Here is a 14,383-nt window from a genome sequence, read left to right on the forward strand (position 1 = left end):
TGCCGTGCCGAACGCAATACTCATCTGATGAAGGGGTCGAATGTGATCATTAAACCGAAAGTGCGTGGCTTTATCTGCACCACCACCCACCCGAAAGGCTGCGAGCAGAACGTTCTCGAGCAGATCGAAGCGACCCGCGCCCGTGGTTTGGACAAAAGCCAAGGCCCGAAGAAAGTGCTGGTGATCGGTGCCTCTAGCGGTTACGGCCTAGCGGCGCGTATTACCGCCGCCTTTGGTTACGGCGCCGACACTCTGGGGGTGTTTTTTGAAAAGCCGGGCACCGAGAAGAAGCCGGGCACCGCTGGCTGGTACAACAGCGCCGCGTTCGATAAGTTTGCCAAGCAGGAAGGTCTGTACAGCAAATCCATTAATGGCGATGCGTTCTCCCACGAAGCTCGCGAGAAAGCCATCGAGCTGATCAAGCAGGACATGGGCGAGGTCGACCTGGTGGTTTACTCACTGGCCTCGCCGGTGCGCAAGATGCCCGATACCGGTGAAGTCAAACGCTCTAGCCTAAAGCCGATTGGTGAGACCTACCGCGCCACGGCCATTGATACTAACAAAGACACCATTATTGAAGCCGAAGTGGAACCGGCCACCCAGCAGGAGATCGACGACACCATCACCGTGATGGGCGGCGAAGACTGGGAGCTGTGGATGAGCGCTCTGGCCGATGCAGGCGTGCTGGCCAAAGGTGCCCGCAGCGTGGCGTTCAGCTATATCGGCACCGAAATCACCTGGCCGATCTACTGGCATGGTGCCCTGGGGAAAGCCAAGGAAGACCTGGACCGCGCAGCGGCGGCCATCGATGCCAAACTGCAAGAGAGCGGCGGCGGTGCCAACGTGGCGGTGCTGAAATCCGTCGTTACCCAAGCCAGCGCGGCGATTCCGGTGATGCCGCTGTACATCGCCATGGTCTACAAGGTGATGAAGGAGAAGGGCCTGCACGAAGGCACCATCGAGCAGCTCAACCGCCTGTTCGGCGAGCGCCTCTATGGAGGTGAGTTCACCACCGACGAGGCTGGCCGCCTGCGTCTGGACGACTGGGAGCTGCGTGACGACGTGCAGCAGGCGTGTAAGGATCTGTGGCCTCAGGTGACCACCGAGAACCTGTTCCAGATCACCGACTATGCTGGTTACAAGCACGAGTTCCTGAAGCTGTTCGGCTTCGAGCGTGACGACGTGGACTACGATGCCGATGTGAACCCCGAGGTCGAGTTCGATGTTGTAACGTTATAAACGCAGCGCGACGGGCAGCGCACGCCGATGTGCTATGAATCATCGACCGGACTGGATGAGGTGACGTATGGATACCCGAGAGAGCAAAACCCCGGAAGAAGAGAAAGAGCACGTGCTGAGCGAGCGCATACCTGAAGATTTCGAGACCTCGCAGCCCCAACAACAGCCAGAAGCGAAAAAGTCTGCGAATGGGCTGCATAAAATGCTGCCGTTAATCATCGTGATTATGGGCATCATCGTCGCTGGCATTGTCATGTTGGGGCTAGGCAATAGCGGCGGCTAAAGTGAGCGTTTGCTGTTGTGCTTATTGCCGGGCCTAGGCTCGGCAATTTGTATTTTTGCGTCCTGTTTTTGTTTGCGTGGACATGGCGCTGCCTTCAATCGCGCAATTGAGTAAGATAGCGTTTAAATAGAACGCCTTATCCAGTCCACCAGCGGCGGTTTTCATGCAGCGCAATAGGCAGCACAGCGAATTCACATGCATTCCAGTACGTTAACGCCACCCCCTAGCCACCGCAGGCGGGTGGCGTTTGTGTTGCTGCCTGGGTTTTCGCTGTTGGCTCACGCCAGCGCTATTGAGCCGCTGCAAATGGCCAACCAGCTGAGCGGCCAGATGCTGTACCACACCGTTACCCTCAGCCTAGATGAAGAGCCCGTGCGCAGCAGCGCGCAGCTTTCGCTCATCGCGCAGCACACGCTGAGCGCACCCCTTGGGCCGATGGATCTGCTTTTCATATGTGCACCGACGCCACTTCCCTACGCACTACCCGCAAAGCTGAATGAGTGGCTGCGTAGTCACCAAGGGCGAGGCGTCGCCTTTGGGGGGCTGGCTGGCGGCACCGAAGTATTGGCCCGTTGTGGTCTGCTGGAGGGCTACCGCGCGACGCTTCCTTGGCAGCGCTTCGATGCGTTTGCCCAAGCCTATCCCCAGGTGACGCTCTCCCAGCAGCTGTTCGAGATTGATCGTGACCGCCTGACCTGCGCGGGCGGCACCGCCGCTATGGATATGATGCTCACGCTAATTGGCAAGCATCACGGCCCGCGCTTGGCCGAGCAGGTTTCTGAACAGTTTGTTTGCGACCGTATTCGCTTAGCCGATGAGCGCCAGCACGTGCCGCTGCGCAACCGTTTGGGCCACGCGCCCCAGAGCTTGGTAGATGCGGTGACTCTTATGGAAGCCAATATCGAAGAGCCGCTCTCGACGTTGGAACTGGCCGAGCATTTGGGGATCTCCCGGCGTCAGCTGGAGCGACTATTCAAGAAGTACCTGCAGGCGGTGCCAAGCCGTTATTATCTGGACTTGCGGCTGCAGGAAGCCCGCAAGCAGCTCAGAGAGAGCGACCGTCCCGTGGGCGACATTGCCCTGATGACCGGTTTCTCCTCGGGCGCGCACTTTTCCACCGCCTACCGTAACCATTTTGGGATCACCCCGCGGGAAGAGCGGCTGGGGTAGGCGCAGCTTTTCATAATTTACCGTCCCAATACTGAAAGCAGGGCGTCCTACGCCCCCCGTATACTGAATCCATCGCTTACTCCACTGGAGGTACTGTCCCATGAGCCACACCCCAAGCCGTCAAGACTTCGACCACTACATGACGCCTAACTACGCGCCGCAGCAGATTATTCCGGTACGTGGTGAAGGCAGCCGCTTGTGGGACCAAGAAGGCCGCGAGTACATCGATTTCGCTGGCGGTATTGCGGTGAACTCCCTGGGTCACTGCCATCCGGTGCTGGTCAATGCGCTGAAAGAGCAGGGCGAAAAGCTTTGGCATCTCTCCAACGTATTCACCAACGAACCGGCGCTCAAACTGGCCAAAACCCTTACCGAGCGCACCTTCGCCGATAAGGTCTTTTTATGCTCCTCCGGCGGTGAAGCCAACGAAGCCGCGCTGAAGCTGGCACGCCGCTGGGCGGTAGACCACCATGGCGAGCACAAAGATAAAATCATCTCGTTCTACCAGTCGTTCCACGGCCGCACCTTCTTTACCGTGAGCGTGGGCGGCCAGCCCAAGTACTCCCAGGGCTTTGGCCCGGTGCCGGGCGGCATTCTCCACGCCAACTTCAACGACCTGGAGAGCGTGCGTAAGCTCGTGGGCGACGACACCTGCGCCATCATGGTTGAGCCGATGCAGGGCGAGGGCGGGATCGTCCCCGCGACCCAAGAGTTCCTGCAGGGCCTGCGCGATCTGTGTGACGAGCACAACGCGCTGCTGATTTTCGATGAAGTGCAAACCGGCGTTGGCCGCAGCGGAGAGCTGTATGCCTATAAAAACTTCGGCATTACCCCGGATATTCTTACCAGCGCCAAATCGCTGGGCGGCGGCTTCCCGATTGGTGCCATGCTGACCACCGATGCCATCGCCACATCGCTAGCCATTGGTACCCACGGCTCTACCTACGGCGGCAACGCGCTGGCCTCAGCGGTGGCGCTGGCGGCGGTCGAGTTCATCGACACCCCCGAAGTGCTGCAAGGGGTCAAGCAGCGTCACGACCTGTTCCGTGAGCACCTGGAAACCATCAACCGCAAACACGGCGTTTTCAAAGAGATCCGTGGTATGGGCATGCTGATGGGAGCCCAGATGTCGGACGCTTTCGAAGGCCGTGCCAAAGATATTCTGCCGTTGGCGATTGAAGAGGGCGTGATGGCGCTGATTGCAGGCCCCAACGTGCTGCGTATGGCGCCCTCGCTGGTGATTCCCGAGGAAGACATCGCCGAGGGCATGGCGCGTCTCGAGCGTGCCATCGAGCGACTTGTCGCTAGCGCATGAGTAGAGCGCAAGTCACACAAGAGGGGGCGTTAAACATGTTGGTAATCCGACCGGTCACGCTGGCTGACCTTTCCGCCTTAGAGCAACTGGCAGAACATGCGGTGCCTCGGCTTACCAACCTGCCCGCCAATCGGGATCGCCTCGAGGAGCGCATCGTGCGCTCCCAAGAAGCATTCGAGAGCGAGATCGAGTACCCCGGTAACGAGCACTATATGTTCGTGTTGGCGGACGATAGCCGCAACGAGGTGCTGGGGACGGCCACCATCCGCGCCCAGGCGGGGGCTGCCGAGGCCTACTACACCTACCGCCAAGAGACGCTGATTCACGCCTCTCAGCAGCTTAACGTTCGCCGTGAAGTGCAAACGCTGGCGCTTTCCCATGAAGCCTCGGATGCCACGCTGCTTTGCGCGCTGTCGCTTAACCCGCGCTACAAGGGCACCAGCGCGGAGAGCTTACTGCGCCGGGCGCGGCTGATGTTCATCGCCCAGTACCCGGAGCGCTTCTCGCGGATTCTCGCCGTGGCGTTTCCGGGGTACCTGGATCGCCAGAATGAATCTCCCTTTTGGGAGAGCGTGGGCCGCCACTTTTTTGCCCGCGGTTTCCAGGAGATGAATCACATAGCGGGCGTGCGCTCAAAGAGCTTCATTGCCGAGGTGATGCCGCAGTTTCCGCTCTATTTGCCACTGCTCACGCCCCAGGCCCGTGCTGCCATTGGCCGCGAGCATCCGGCCCACGAAGAGGCGCTGGGCGAAATGCTGGCCGAAGGGTTCGTGCGCTCCAGACACGTGGATATTTTCGATGCAGGCCCCATCGTCAAAGCCGAGCGCGAGCGCCTGGAAACTTTCCGCCGCGCCGCCTGGCACCCGGTACGGATACGCCCCGAGCACGCGCTACCCGATGCCGAACCGGCGATGATTGCCAACCAAACGCTGAGTGATTTCCGCTGTATCGTCGCGCGCTACGCGCTCTCGCCCACGGGGCAGCTGATGCTCTCGCCGCAGCACGCGGAGCGTTTGGGTGTAGAAGAGGGACGGGCGGTGCTGGCGGCACCGTTAACCCTGCCAAGCGCCATCGATGCGCTTGATGAAGGAGAGATGTAATGCGCATTCGACCCATTGCCCGTGATGATCTGGATGGGCTCCAGGCGCTTGCGCAGCAGGCCGGTGTTGGCTTTACCTCGCTGCCGGATAACCGCGAGTTTTTGGCCGGTAAAATCGAGTCCGCCGCCCGCGCGTTCGAAGAGCGTACGCCAGTGGACGACCGTCTCTACTTCTTCGTGCTAGAAGATGAAACCAACGGCGAGCTAGCAGGTTGTTGCGCCATCGAAGGTCAGGTGGGTCGTGAAGTGCCGTTCTACAACTATCGGCTTGGCACGCTGGCGCACTCGTCGGTACAGCTCGATTTGCATCGCACCATCGATACGCTGTTTTTGAGCTCCGACCATACCGGCGACGCCGAGGTGTGCTCGCTGTTTCTGCGCCCCGAGTATCGCGGCGAGGCCAACAAACACCTGCGTAACGGGGCGCTGCTTTCCAAAGCGCGCTGGCTGTTCATTGCCCAGTTCCGCGACCGCTTTCCGCAGAAAGTGCTGGCCGAGATGCGCGGCGTGTTCGACGAGAACAACGTTAGTCCCTTCTGGGAGAGCCTGGGGAAACACTTCTTCCCCATGGATTTCAACGAAGCCGACCGCTTGACCGGCCTGGGCCAGAAGAGCTTTATCGGTGAGCTGATGCCCAAGTTCCCGATCTACACCACGTTTATGTCGGAAGAGGCGCGGGCGTGTATCGGGCAGGTGCACCGTCACACCCGGCCGGCGCTGGGGATGCTTAAAAAAGAGGGGCTGCGCTGGGAAGGCTATATCGACATTTTCGATGGTGGCCCCACAGTGGAGGCCTACATCGATGACGTGCGGGCGATTCGCAACTCGCAGCTTTATCAGGTGGAAGTCTCAGCGAGCGCGCCGCAAGAGAGCGTTAGCCGCTGGCTGGCGGCGTCGACCCAAATGCTGAACTTTACCGCGAGCTGGATCGGCCGCGGCCCGGCAGATAGCAGCACGATTGTGCTCACCCCCGACGAGGCCAAGCGGCTAGGCGTTTCCACCGGCGACGCCGTTCGCCTGCTGGAAACCTAACATGAACGCCTGGAACGTCCCTCTGCCCGCGCGAACGACGATAAAAATTGAGCAAAGGAGAGCATGATGCACACCGAGAACATGCATGCCCAGCAGCAACAACTGATCAACGGCACTTGGGTCGTCGGCAACGCCGAGCCTTTTACCAAGCATGATCCGGTGGCGGGTATGCTGCTTTGGCAAGGAGCGGCAGCTTCCAGCAGCCAAGTTGGCGCTGCGGTCGAGGCGGCGCGAGCGGCATTCCCGACCTGGGCGCGCACGCCCTTTGCTGAGCGTCAGGCGCTGGTGGAGCGCTTTGTCGACGTATTGACCGCCCGCCGCGAGGACTTGGCCATTGCCATCGCCTCGGAAACCGGCAAACCGCTGTGGGAAGCCCGCACCGAAGCAGGTGCGATGATTGGTAAAATCGCGCTCTCCATCAAGGCGTACCACGAGCGCACCGGGGAGCGTGAAAAAGCCGTCGGCAGTGCCAAAGCGGTACTGCGCCACCGCCCCCACGGCGTCATGGCGGTGTTTGGCCCCTATAACTTCCCTGGCCACCTGCCCAATGGCCATATGGTGCCCGCCCTATTGGCGGGTAACACCGTGGTGTTCAAGCCCAGCGACCAAACCCCGCTCACCGCGGATCTCACCCTGCAGTGCTGGATAGAAGCCGGGCTGCCTGCTGGGGTGATCAATCTCGTGCAGGGAGGGGTGGCCGTGGGACAGGCGCTCTCTGCCCACCCGGGTATCGATGGTCTGCTGTTTACCGGAAGTGCCAAAGTGGGTGGCATGCTGCAGCAGCAGTTTGCCGGGCAGCTGGATAAAATCCTCGCGCTGGAATTAGGCGGCAACAATCCGCTGGTGGTGAAGGATGTGGAGGATGAGCGCGCTGCCGTGCTGACGATTCTCCAGTCGGCGTTTCTCTCAGGGGGGCAGCGCTGCACTTGCGCCCGCCGCTTGATTGTGCCCCAGGGGGAGGTGGGCGACCACCTCATCGATGCGCTTTCGGATGCCATCGCCAAGCTGCACGTGGCGGGGCAGTTCGACGAGGAGCCTGCGCCGTTCTATGGCGGCTTGGTCAGCGTTGTCGCCGCCGATGGCCTGCTCAAGGCGCAGGATGAACTGGAAGCCATGGGCGGCACGGTGATCAATCGTATGCAGCGCCTCAAAGAGGGCACTAGCTTGCTCAGCCCCGCGCTGATCGACGTGACGGGGTTGAACGTGCCCGACGAGGAGCACTTCGGCCCGCTGCTGAAAGTCCATCGCTATACGGATTGGGATGAGGCGCTTGCCCTGGCCAACGACACCCGCTATGGCCTGTCGGCTGGGTTGATCGGGGGCGAGCAGGCGGATTGGGACGACTTCCTGCTGCGTATCCGCGCCGGTATCGTCAACTGGAACCGCCAGACCACCGGTGCCTCGGGCGATGCGCCCTTCGGCGGCGTGGGCGACAGCGGCAACCACCGCCCCAGTGCCTACTACGCCGCAGACTACTGCGCTTACCCGGTCGCCTCCATGGAGGCCGAAAGCCTGGAAATGCCCGAAACCCTGCCGCCAGGAGTCAGCCTATGAGCATGCACGGCATCCGGGAAGTCAACTTCGACGGCTTGGTCGGGCTGACCCACAACTACTCGGGGCTTGCCCATGGTAACGTGGCCTCCATGAGTCACGGCGGTTTGGTTTCCAACCCCAAAGAGGGGGCGCTGCAGGGGCTGGCCAAGATGAAATCGCTGATGGACGCGGGCTACGCCCAGGGCGTTTTGCCGCCGCAGCAGCGCCCCGATTTGGGCGCGCTGCGCGACTTGGGCTTCAGCGGCAGCGACCGTGAGATGCTGGCACGTGCCGCGACACAAGCCCCGCAACTTTTGCGAGCCGTGTGCTCGGCGTCCAGCATGTGGACCGCCAACGCGGGCACCATTACGCCTAGCGTGGATGCACCCGATGGTCGGATGCACATTACCCCGGCCAACCTGCAGTCGAGTTTCCACCGCTACCTGGAGCCGCGCACCACGGGGCGCGTGCTCCAGGCGATTTTCCGCGATGAGCAGCACTTCGCCCACCACCCGGTGCTGCCCGCCACCCCCGCGTTTTCCGATGAAGGGGCGGCCAACCACACCCGGCTGTGCGGTGAGTATGGCGAGCCCGGCGTGCACCTGTTCGTGTATGGCCGACAGGCGTTTGGCGGCGGGCGGAACGAGCCCAAGCGTTATCCGGCCCGGCAAACGCTGGAAGCCAGCCAGGCGGTGGCCCGCCAGCACGGGCTGAGCGACGCCCAGACCGTATTTGCTCAGCAGCATCCCGAGGCCATCGATGCCGGGGTGTTCCACAACGATGTGATTGCCGTGGGCAACGGCCCGGTGCTGCTCTACCACGAAATGGCATTTCTTGATGAAGAGCGCACGCTCAACGAGCTGCGCGCCAAGATGAGTACGCCGCTGATTCCTGTCCGGGTGCCGGTGGAAGCGGTGAGCATGGAAGACGCGGTAGCGTCGTACCTGTTCAACTCCCAACTGCTCTCCAACCCAGACGGCACAATGACCCTGGTGGTGCCCAGCGAGTGCCAAGAGCGTGAAGCCGTTTGGAACACGATTCAGAACTTCATCCTGGCGGGCAATAACCCTATTGGCGAAGTGATCGTTAAAGACGTTAAGCAAAGTATGCGCAACGGCGGCGGTCCCGCCTGCCTGCGCCTGCGGGTGGTGTTGTCGGAAGCCGAGCGCGCTGCGCTGACTGGCCGTGTACTGCTCAACGAGGCACTTTATAGCGACCTCACCGCCTGGGTGAACCGCCACTACCGCGACCGCCTCGCTACCGACGACTTGGCCGACCCGCAGCTCGCGACGGAGGTGCTCACCGCGCTGGATGAGCTGACGCAGCTGCTGAACATTGGCTCGGTGTATCCGTTTCAACAGGGGTAAGCGCCCTGCCAAACAACTCATCATGAGGTTTTCTCATGATGAGTTGAATTAATGTCGCTTTTCATTCATATGGTGGGTCTGGCATAAAGAACACATCCTCTTCGATGACGTGGCGCTAACGCCCGTCTATCGAAACGTCACACATGGCATCGAGCGCTGAGCTGCATTGGGGCGCCGTCGCCAATCTCGACCAACAGGGTGTTTGTTCGCGATGAGCTACGACTTTACCTTCGATATCAAGAGCGTCCGGTTCGACGAAAACTACCGTCCTGCCGAGAGCACGCGTACCACGACCAACTTCGCCAATCTGGCGAGAGGCGAGCGCTGCCAGGAAAACCTGCGTAACGCGCTGACCATGATCGACAATCGCTTCAATACCCTGGCCCATTGGGATAACCCCAAGGCAGATCGCTACGCCGTCGAGCTGGAGATCATTACCGGCGAGCTAAGCGTGGCGGCTGAAGGCGCTACCTTCCCGGCGATCGAGATGTTGAAGACGACCATCATCGATCGGCATCTCGACAAACGCATCGAGGGCATGACGGGGAACAACTTCTCCTCCTACGTCCGCGACTACGACTTCAGCGTGTGGCTCTCGGAGCACAACAAGGAGCGGTCGGAATTTGGTATTCCGGAGGGGTTTGGCGATCTTCACGGCAAGCTGTTCAAGCGTTTCGTCGACTCCGAGGCGTATCGATCCGTTGCCAGCAAGGCGCCGGTGATCTGTCTCAGCGTTTCCAGCAACAAGGTGTATCGTCAGACGGAAAATCGCCACCCGGTGCTGGGCGTCGAATACGTGAACGACACATCGTCACTCACGGATTTCTATTTCGCCAAGATGGGCCTGCAGGTGCGTTACTTCATGCCGCCCCATAGCGTGGCACCGCTGGCGTTCTACTTTTCCGGCGATCTGCTGGCCGATTACAGCGATCTCGAACTGATCAGCGCCATCAGCACCATGGAGACGTTCCAGAAGATCTATCGACCGGAAATTTACAACGCTAACTCGGCGGCAGGTAAGGTCTATCAACCGCATCTGACCCATCAGGACTACTCGTTGACCCGTATCGAGTACGACCGCGAAGAGCGTAGCCAGCTGGCCGTCGAGCAGGGCAAGTTTGCCGAGCGCTACTTCATCGAACCTTTCCGTCACGTGCTCGAGCGCTGGTCGGCCGATGTCGCCCTTTGATTCACTGTTTACCAAGGATATTGTTATGAAGACATTGCTGCCCACATCGACGGCCGGAAGCCTGCCCAAGCCCGCTTGGCTGGCCGAGCCAGAAAAACTCTGGTCGGACTGGAAGCTGCAGGGCGAGGAGCTGGCCCAAGGCAAGCAGGATGCACTGCGGATATCGCTGCACGATCAGCGCTTGGCGGGTATCGACATCGTCAGCGACGGTGAACAGACTCGCCAGCACTTCGTCACCACCTTCATCGAGCACTTGAACGGCGTTGATTTCGAGCAGCGCGAGATCGTCAAGATCCGCGACCGCTATGACGCCAGCGTTCCCTCGGTGGTGGGCCCCGTCTCGCGGGAAAAACCGGTCTTCGTCGAGGATGCCAAGTTCCTGCGCCAGCAGACCGACCAGCCGATTAAGTGGGCGCTGCCCGGGCCCATGACCATGGTCGATACGCTCTATGATGGCCACTACAAGAGCCGCGAAAAGCTGGCCTGGGAGTTCGCCAAGATCCTCAACCAGGAAGCCCGCGATCTGGCGGCGGCTGGCGTGGACATCATTCAGTTCGATGAGCCCGCCTTCAACGTTTTCTTCGATGAGGTGAACGACTGGGGCATCGCCGCCCTGGAAAAAGCCATCGAAGGCGTCACCTGCGAGACCGCCGTGCATATCTGCTACGGCTACGGCATCAAGGCCAATACCGACTGGAAGAAGACGCTGGGGTCCGAGTGGCGCCAGTACGAAGAGATCTTCCCCAAGCTGCAGGCGTCGAACATCGACATCGTTTCGCTGGAGTGCCAGAACTCCCACGTGCCGATGGAGCTGATCGAGCTGATTCGCGGCAAGAAGGTGATGGTTGGGGCCATCGACGTGGCCACCCACGCCATCGAGACGCCGGAAGAGGTCGCCGACACGCTGCGCAAGGCGCTGCAGTTCGTCGATGCCGACAAGCTTTACCCCTGCACCAACTGCGGTATGACGCCCCTGCCTCGTGAAGTCGCCCAGGGTAAGCTGAAGGCGCTGAGCGCTGGCGCGGCAATCGTACGGCAGGAGATTTCTCGATAGTCGGCTTGGCCATTAGGCGGGTGATGCCCCCCATGCATTGGGACACAGAGAGTGATACAGGCGGACTAGAGCTTCCGCCTGGGTATCCTCGTTCCAGCGCCCCCCGAAAGCTTTCGATCGACGTCGGCACGCCGTTCACCCGAGGGAAATAGACGTCGGAAAGCATTAAAATCTTCATCATGAACGACTTAACGGCTAGGGTGGCTGCCAGTATGGCAACGCGCCGCGACACCGCCATGACAGCCGTGGTGGTGTTGACTTCCTTTCATCATGATGGATATGACATGCGACGTATTTTTGTGCTGCCCACGTCCTGGGCGGGCTGGGGGCTTTTCATTGCCTTTGTGGCGCTAGTATTGGCCGGTATTTGGCCAGTGATTGGTTGGGTGAACCGGGCCACGCTGGTGATGGGACTGCCGCTGCTGGTGGTGTGGAGCTACGTGATCATGTTTGCCTGCGTGGCAGTCATGCTAGTGGGCAACCGAATTGTAGAGCGAGACGACCATGAGTAGTGCCTGGCCGCTGGTCATTACGCTTTTATACGTGGCCACCGCGATGCTGATCGGCCTTCGCGCACAGGCTGGCCGCTCCATGAATAATCTTGAAGAGTGGGGCGTGGCGGGGCGCAGCATGGGGCCAGTGACGCTTTACCTGCTGATCGCGGCGGGTAGTGTGAGTGCTTACACCTTCATGGGCGCACCGGGCTGGGCCTACTCCAAGGGCGTGGCGGTATTTTATGTGGCGGTTTATTTGGCCTATTTAGCGCTGGTGGCCTGGTACTTCGGGCCGAAGGTGTGGCAGTTCGGCGAGCAGTTTGGCCATGTAACGCAGGCAAGCGCCATTGCCGACCGCTACCAAAGCCCTGCGCTAGGGGCGCTCTCCGCGCTGGTGATGGCGGTGGGCTCCGTGGCCTACGCGGTGCTACAAACGATTGGCTCTGCTTATATTCTGTTCGTGATGAGCGGCGGGCAGATTCCTGTTTGGTTGGGCGTGCTGTTGGTGCTGGCCTGCATTGCGGTTTATCTCTACGCTAGCGGGCAGCGGGCGATTGGCCGTACCAACGCGTTCCAGGGTGTGTTGATGCTGGTGGTGGCCTGGGCAGTAGGCCTATGGGCCATACACAGTGCCACTGGCGGGCTGAGTTTTGCGGGCGTATTTGAACGCATCACCGCCGAGAACCCCGAGTTTCTGACCCTCCCCGGCGCGGGGGGCGATATGAGTTTTAGCTTCTGGACCACGTCGATCATTGTCTCGATGTTCTCGTTTATGCCCCCCGTCTGGACACAGTGGATGAGCGCCTCTTCAGCGCGCACCATCCGCCGCAGCGCGACGTGGCTACCCACCTACTATGTGGTGATTCTACCTATGGTGGTGGTGGGTTTTATCGGTATTTTCTCGCTGCCGGAGCTGGCGCGGGCAGATACCGTGGTGCTGGAGTACGCCATGCAGCACTTGCCCGTGGTGTTAGTTGGGCTGCTGGGCGCGGGCACCTTGGCGGCCTCTATGTCCTCCAGCGAGCCGTTTATTCATTCGGTTTCCCTTTCCGTGAGTAAAGACGTGCTGCAGCCGTTGCTCAAGCTCTCGGAGGGCACCACCGCCAAGCTGGCGCGGCTTTTGATTCTGCCCATTATGTTTCTGGTGATTGCGCCGCTGGCGATTGCAGAACCGGGGAGCTTAGTGATGATTTTGCTGGTGGGGCTTGGCTTTGCTTCGCAGGTTTTGCCCGCGTTTATCGGCATGTTCTTTTGGCCCAGAGCGTCGAAGCTGGGTGTCATGGCGGGCATCGTGGCGGGCTTCATGGTAACGGTGGCATTCACCGCCGTGTGGCCACACCCGTTGGGGATTCATGCCGGATTCTGGGGGCTGATGGTCAACCTGCCGCTCTTTTTTGCCGTGTCGCTGGTCACTCCAGCGGGGGAGAGTGAGGTGGTCGAGCGGTTCTTTCGCATTTCGGCGCCACGAGGGCTGACCCGGCTGGGGCGTTAGAGGAGAAGAGAGAACAGAGAACAGACGAGGCCAGCGCTGACGCTGGCCTCGCGGGTATGGCTACGATTGGCCGCCTGCAGCGCCCCCCACGATGCCACTGCGGAAGCCGCCCTGACGAGAATTGGCGTGATCCAGATGGTTGGCCACGGTGTCTTCCGGGGAGCCCGCCATTTCACGGAACATGCCCATGGAGCCCAGCAGCGCCGAGGATTCGTAGGGCACGAAGACGCGCTCGCCGTCTTTCGCCATGGTGGGCAGCACCTTGATGTAGCTCTGGCCGAGCAGATAGCCCACTACCGTACGCTTGTGCTCGTCGCTGTCGCCAATGGCGCTGAGCACCAGCTTGATCGACTCCTGCTCGCCCTGGGCACGCAGAATGGCCGACTCTTTATCGCCCTGGGCGTTGAGGATGGCAGACTCACGCTGGCCTTGGGCCATGGCAATGGCTGCTGATTTTTCGCCTTCGGCTTCGGTGACCGTTGCACGACGCTTACGCTCGGCAGCCATTTGCAGGCGCATGGCCGACTCCACCTCTTCCGGCATGGCGATGTCCTGAACTTCGACCCGGGAGATCTTGACCCCCCACTTGGAAGCAGGCTCTTCCATGGCAGCCTGAATCTCGTTGTTCACCTCGGCCCGGGATTCGAACAGCTTATCCAGCTCCATCTTGCCGACCACCGAACGCAGCGTGGTCTTGGCCAATACCTCCACGGCCTGGCTCATGTTCTCGACTTCATAGACTGCTCGCTTGGGGTCGATGATCTGATAGTAGAGCGCGCCGTTGATCCGCACCGTGACGTTGTCGGTGGTCACGACCGGCTGGCCCGGGAAGTCCATGACGGTTTCCCGACGGTCGATACGAATTTCATCGCTGGTGATGGGGTGGTACTCCTCGCCCATTTTCTTGTAGCGAATCATGGTGATGGCGCGGGGCTGCTCGATAAAGGGAATGATGATGTTGATGCCGCTCTCCAGCACCCGGTGAAACGAGCCTAGCCGCTCGATCACCATGACTTCCGATTGGCGAACGATCACCAAGCCCTTGGAAATGATCAGAATACCGATGACCACGATGATCAGGCTGATCAACAGGCCTGGGCTGATGGGTAGATCCAT

General features: G+C 60.5%; 13 protein-coding genes. 12 read left to right on the plus strand and 1 reads right to left on the minus strand.

Annotated elements, in window-relative coordinates:
• Window positions 1–42 precede the first annotated feature (42 nt).
• The 12 genes from fabV to BMY49_RS05265 all read left to right on the plus strand — a co-directional run bounded on the left by fabV (window position 43) and on the right by BMY49_RS05265 (window position 13,267).
• On the plus strand, window positions 43–1,239 hold the full coding sequence (gene fabV, locus BMY49_RS05210) for an enoyl-ACP reductase FabV (protein ID WP_089675122.1): 1,197 nt from the start codon (window positions 43–45) through the stop codon (window positions 1,237–1,239).
• Window positions 1,240–1,306: 67 nt separating this feature from the next.
• Window positions 1,307–1,522, plus strand: a complete 216-nt coding sequence (locus BMY49_RS05215; RefSeq protein ID WP_054645133.1) for a hypothetical protein — start codon at window positions 1,307–1,309, stop codon at window positions 1,520–1,522.
• Window positions 1,523–1,717: 195 nt separating this feature from the next.
• The gene (locus BMY49_RS05220; protein ID WP_208596170.1) at window positions 1,718–2,692 is read left to right on the plus strand and encodes a GlxA family transcriptional regulator; all 975 of its coding nucleotides are present in this window, start codon (window positions 1,718–1,720) and stop codon (window positions 2,690–2,692) included.
• 100 nt (window positions 2,693–2,792) lie between these two features.
• A complete protein-coding gene (locus BMY49_RS05225) occupies window positions 2,793–4,007 on the plus strand; it encodes an aspartate aminotransferase family protein (RefSeq protein WP_089675124.1) in 1,215 nt (404 codons plus the stop codon).
• Window positions 4,008–4,042: 35 nt separating this feature from the next.
• Window positions 4,043–5,107 carry an arginine N-succinyltransferase gene (locus BMY49_RS05230; RefSeq protein ID WP_089675127.1) on the plus strand — a complete coding sequence of 355 codons (1,065 nt, stop codon included), beginning with the start codon at window positions 4,043–4,045 and terminating at the stop codon, window positions 5,105–5,107.
• Window positions 5,107–6,138 (plus strand): arginine N-succinyltransferase, encoded by a 1,032-nt coding sequence (gene astA, locus BMY49_RS05235; protein ID WP_089675128.1) that lies wholly within the window; start codon window positions 5,107–5,109, stop codon window positions 6,136–6,138. The genes BMY49_RS05230 and astA overlap by 1 nt, the downstream gene beginning before the upstream one ends.
• An 81-nt stretch (window positions 6,139–6,219) precedes the next feature.
• A complete protein-coding gene (gene astD / locus BMY49_RS05240; protein WP_089675151.1) occupies window positions 6,220–7,692 on the plus strand; it encodes a succinylglutamate-semialdehyde dehydrogenase in 1,473 nt (490 codons plus the stop codon).
• Window positions 7,689–9,038 carry an N-succinylarginine dihydrolase gene (astB, locus tag BMY49_RS05245; RefSeq protein WP_089675130.1) on the plus strand — a complete coding sequence of 450 codons (1,350 nt, stop codon included), beginning with the start codon at window positions 7,689–7,691 and terminating at the stop codon, window positions 9,036–9,038. Before astD ends, astB begins: the two co-directional genes overlap by 4 nt.
• A 211-nt stretch (window positions 9,039–9,249) precedes the next feature.
• The gene (locus BMY49_RS05250; RefSeq protein ID WP_054641288.1) at window positions 9,250–10,227 is read left to right on the plus strand and encodes a DUF1852 domain-containing protein; all 978 of its coding nucleotides are present in this window, start codon (window positions 9,250–9,252) and stop codon (window positions 10,225–10,227) included.
• A 25-nt stretch (window positions 10,228–10,252) separates the two neighbouring features.
• On the plus strand, window positions 10,253–11,281 hold the full coding sequence (locus BMY49_RS05255) for a methionine synthase (RefSeq protein WP_074210254.1): 1,029 nt from the start codon (window positions 10,253–10,255) through the stop codon (window positions 11,279–11,281).
• Window positions 11,282–11,460: 179 nt separating this feature from the next.
• Window positions 11,461–11,793: a hypothetical protein gene (locus BMY49_RS05260; protein ID WP_244154918.1), complete on the plus strand. Its 333-nt coding sequence runs from the start codon at window positions 11,461–11,463 to the stop codon at window positions 11,791–11,793.
• The gene (locus tag BMY49_RS05265) at window positions 11,786–13,267 is read left to right on the plus strand and encodes a sodium:solute symporter family protein (protein WP_089675132.1); all 1,482 of its coding nucleotides are present in this window, start codon (window positions 11,786–11,788) and stop codon (window positions 13,265–13,267) included. The genes BMY49_RS05260 and BMY49_RS05265 overlap by 8 nt, the downstream gene beginning before the upstream one ends.
• 60 nt (window positions 13,268–13,327) lie before the next feature.
• Here the strand turns inward: BMY49_RS05265 and BMY49_RS05270 are convergent, their stop codons facing one another.
• Window positions 13,328–14,383 (minus strand): SPFH domain-containing protein, encoded by a 1,056-nt coding sequence (locus BMY49_RS05270; protein WP_089675134.1) that lies wholly within the window; start codon window positions 14,381–14,383, stop codon window positions 13,328–13,330.

It is taken from the genome of Vreelandella aquamarina, assembly GCF_900110265.1.
In the GTDB taxonomy this organism is placed as follows: domain Bacteria; phylum Pseudomonadota; class Gammaproteobacteria; order Pseudomonadales; family Halomonadaceae; genus Vreelandella; species Vreelandella aquamarina.

Excerpts from the sequence above, each read along its gene's own strand:
- BMY49_RS05215 (WP_054645133.1), top strand. The coding sequence starts at position 1,307 with ATGGATACCCGAGAGAGCAAAACCCCGGAAGAAGAGAAAGAGCACGTG.
- BMY49_RS05220 (WP_208596170.1), top strand. The coding sequence starts at position 1,718 with ATGCATTCCAGTACGTTAACGCCACCCCCTAGCCACCGCAGGCGGGTG.
- BMY49_RS05225 (WP_089675124.1), top strand. The coding sequence starts at position 2,793 with ATGAGCCACACCCCAAGCCGTCAAGACTTCGACCACTACATGACGCCT.
- BMY49_RS05230 (WP_089675127.1), top strand. The coding sequence starts at position 4,043 with ATGTTGGTAATCCGACCGGTCACGCTGGCTGACCTTTCCGCCTTAGAG.
- astA (WP_089675128.1), top strand. The coding sequence starts at position 5,107 with ATGCGCATTCGACCCATTGCCCGTGATGATCTGGATGGGCTCCAGGCG.
- astD (WP_089675151.1), top strand. The coding sequence starts at position 6,220 with ATGCATGCCCAGCAGCAACAACTGATCAACGGCACTTGGGTCGTCGGC.
- astB (WP_089675130.1), top strand. The coding sequence starts at position 7,689 with ATGAGCATGCACGGCATCCGGGAAGTCAACTTCGACGGCTTGGTCGGG.
- BMY49_RS05250 (WP_054641288.1), top strand. The coding sequence starts at position 9,250 with ATGAGCTACGACTTTACCTTCGATATCAAGAGCGTCCGGTTCGACGAA.
- BMY49_RS05255 (WP_074210254.1), top strand. The coding sequence starts at position 10,253 with ATGAAGACATTGCTGCCCACATCGACGGCCGGAAGCCTGCCCAAGCCC.
- BMY49_RS05260 (WP_244154918.1), top strand. The coding sequence starts at position 11,461 with ATGAACGACTTAACGGCTAGGGTGGCTGCCAGTATGGCAACGCGCCGC.
- BMY49_RS05265 (WP_089675132.1), top strand. The coding sequence starts at position 11,786 with ATGAGTAGTGCCTGGCCGCTGGTCATTACGCTTTTATACGTGGCCACC.
- BMY49_RS05270 (WP_089675134.1), bottom strand. The coding sequence starts at position 14,383 with ATGGATCTACCCATCAGCCCAGGCCTGTTGATCAGCCTGATCATCGTG.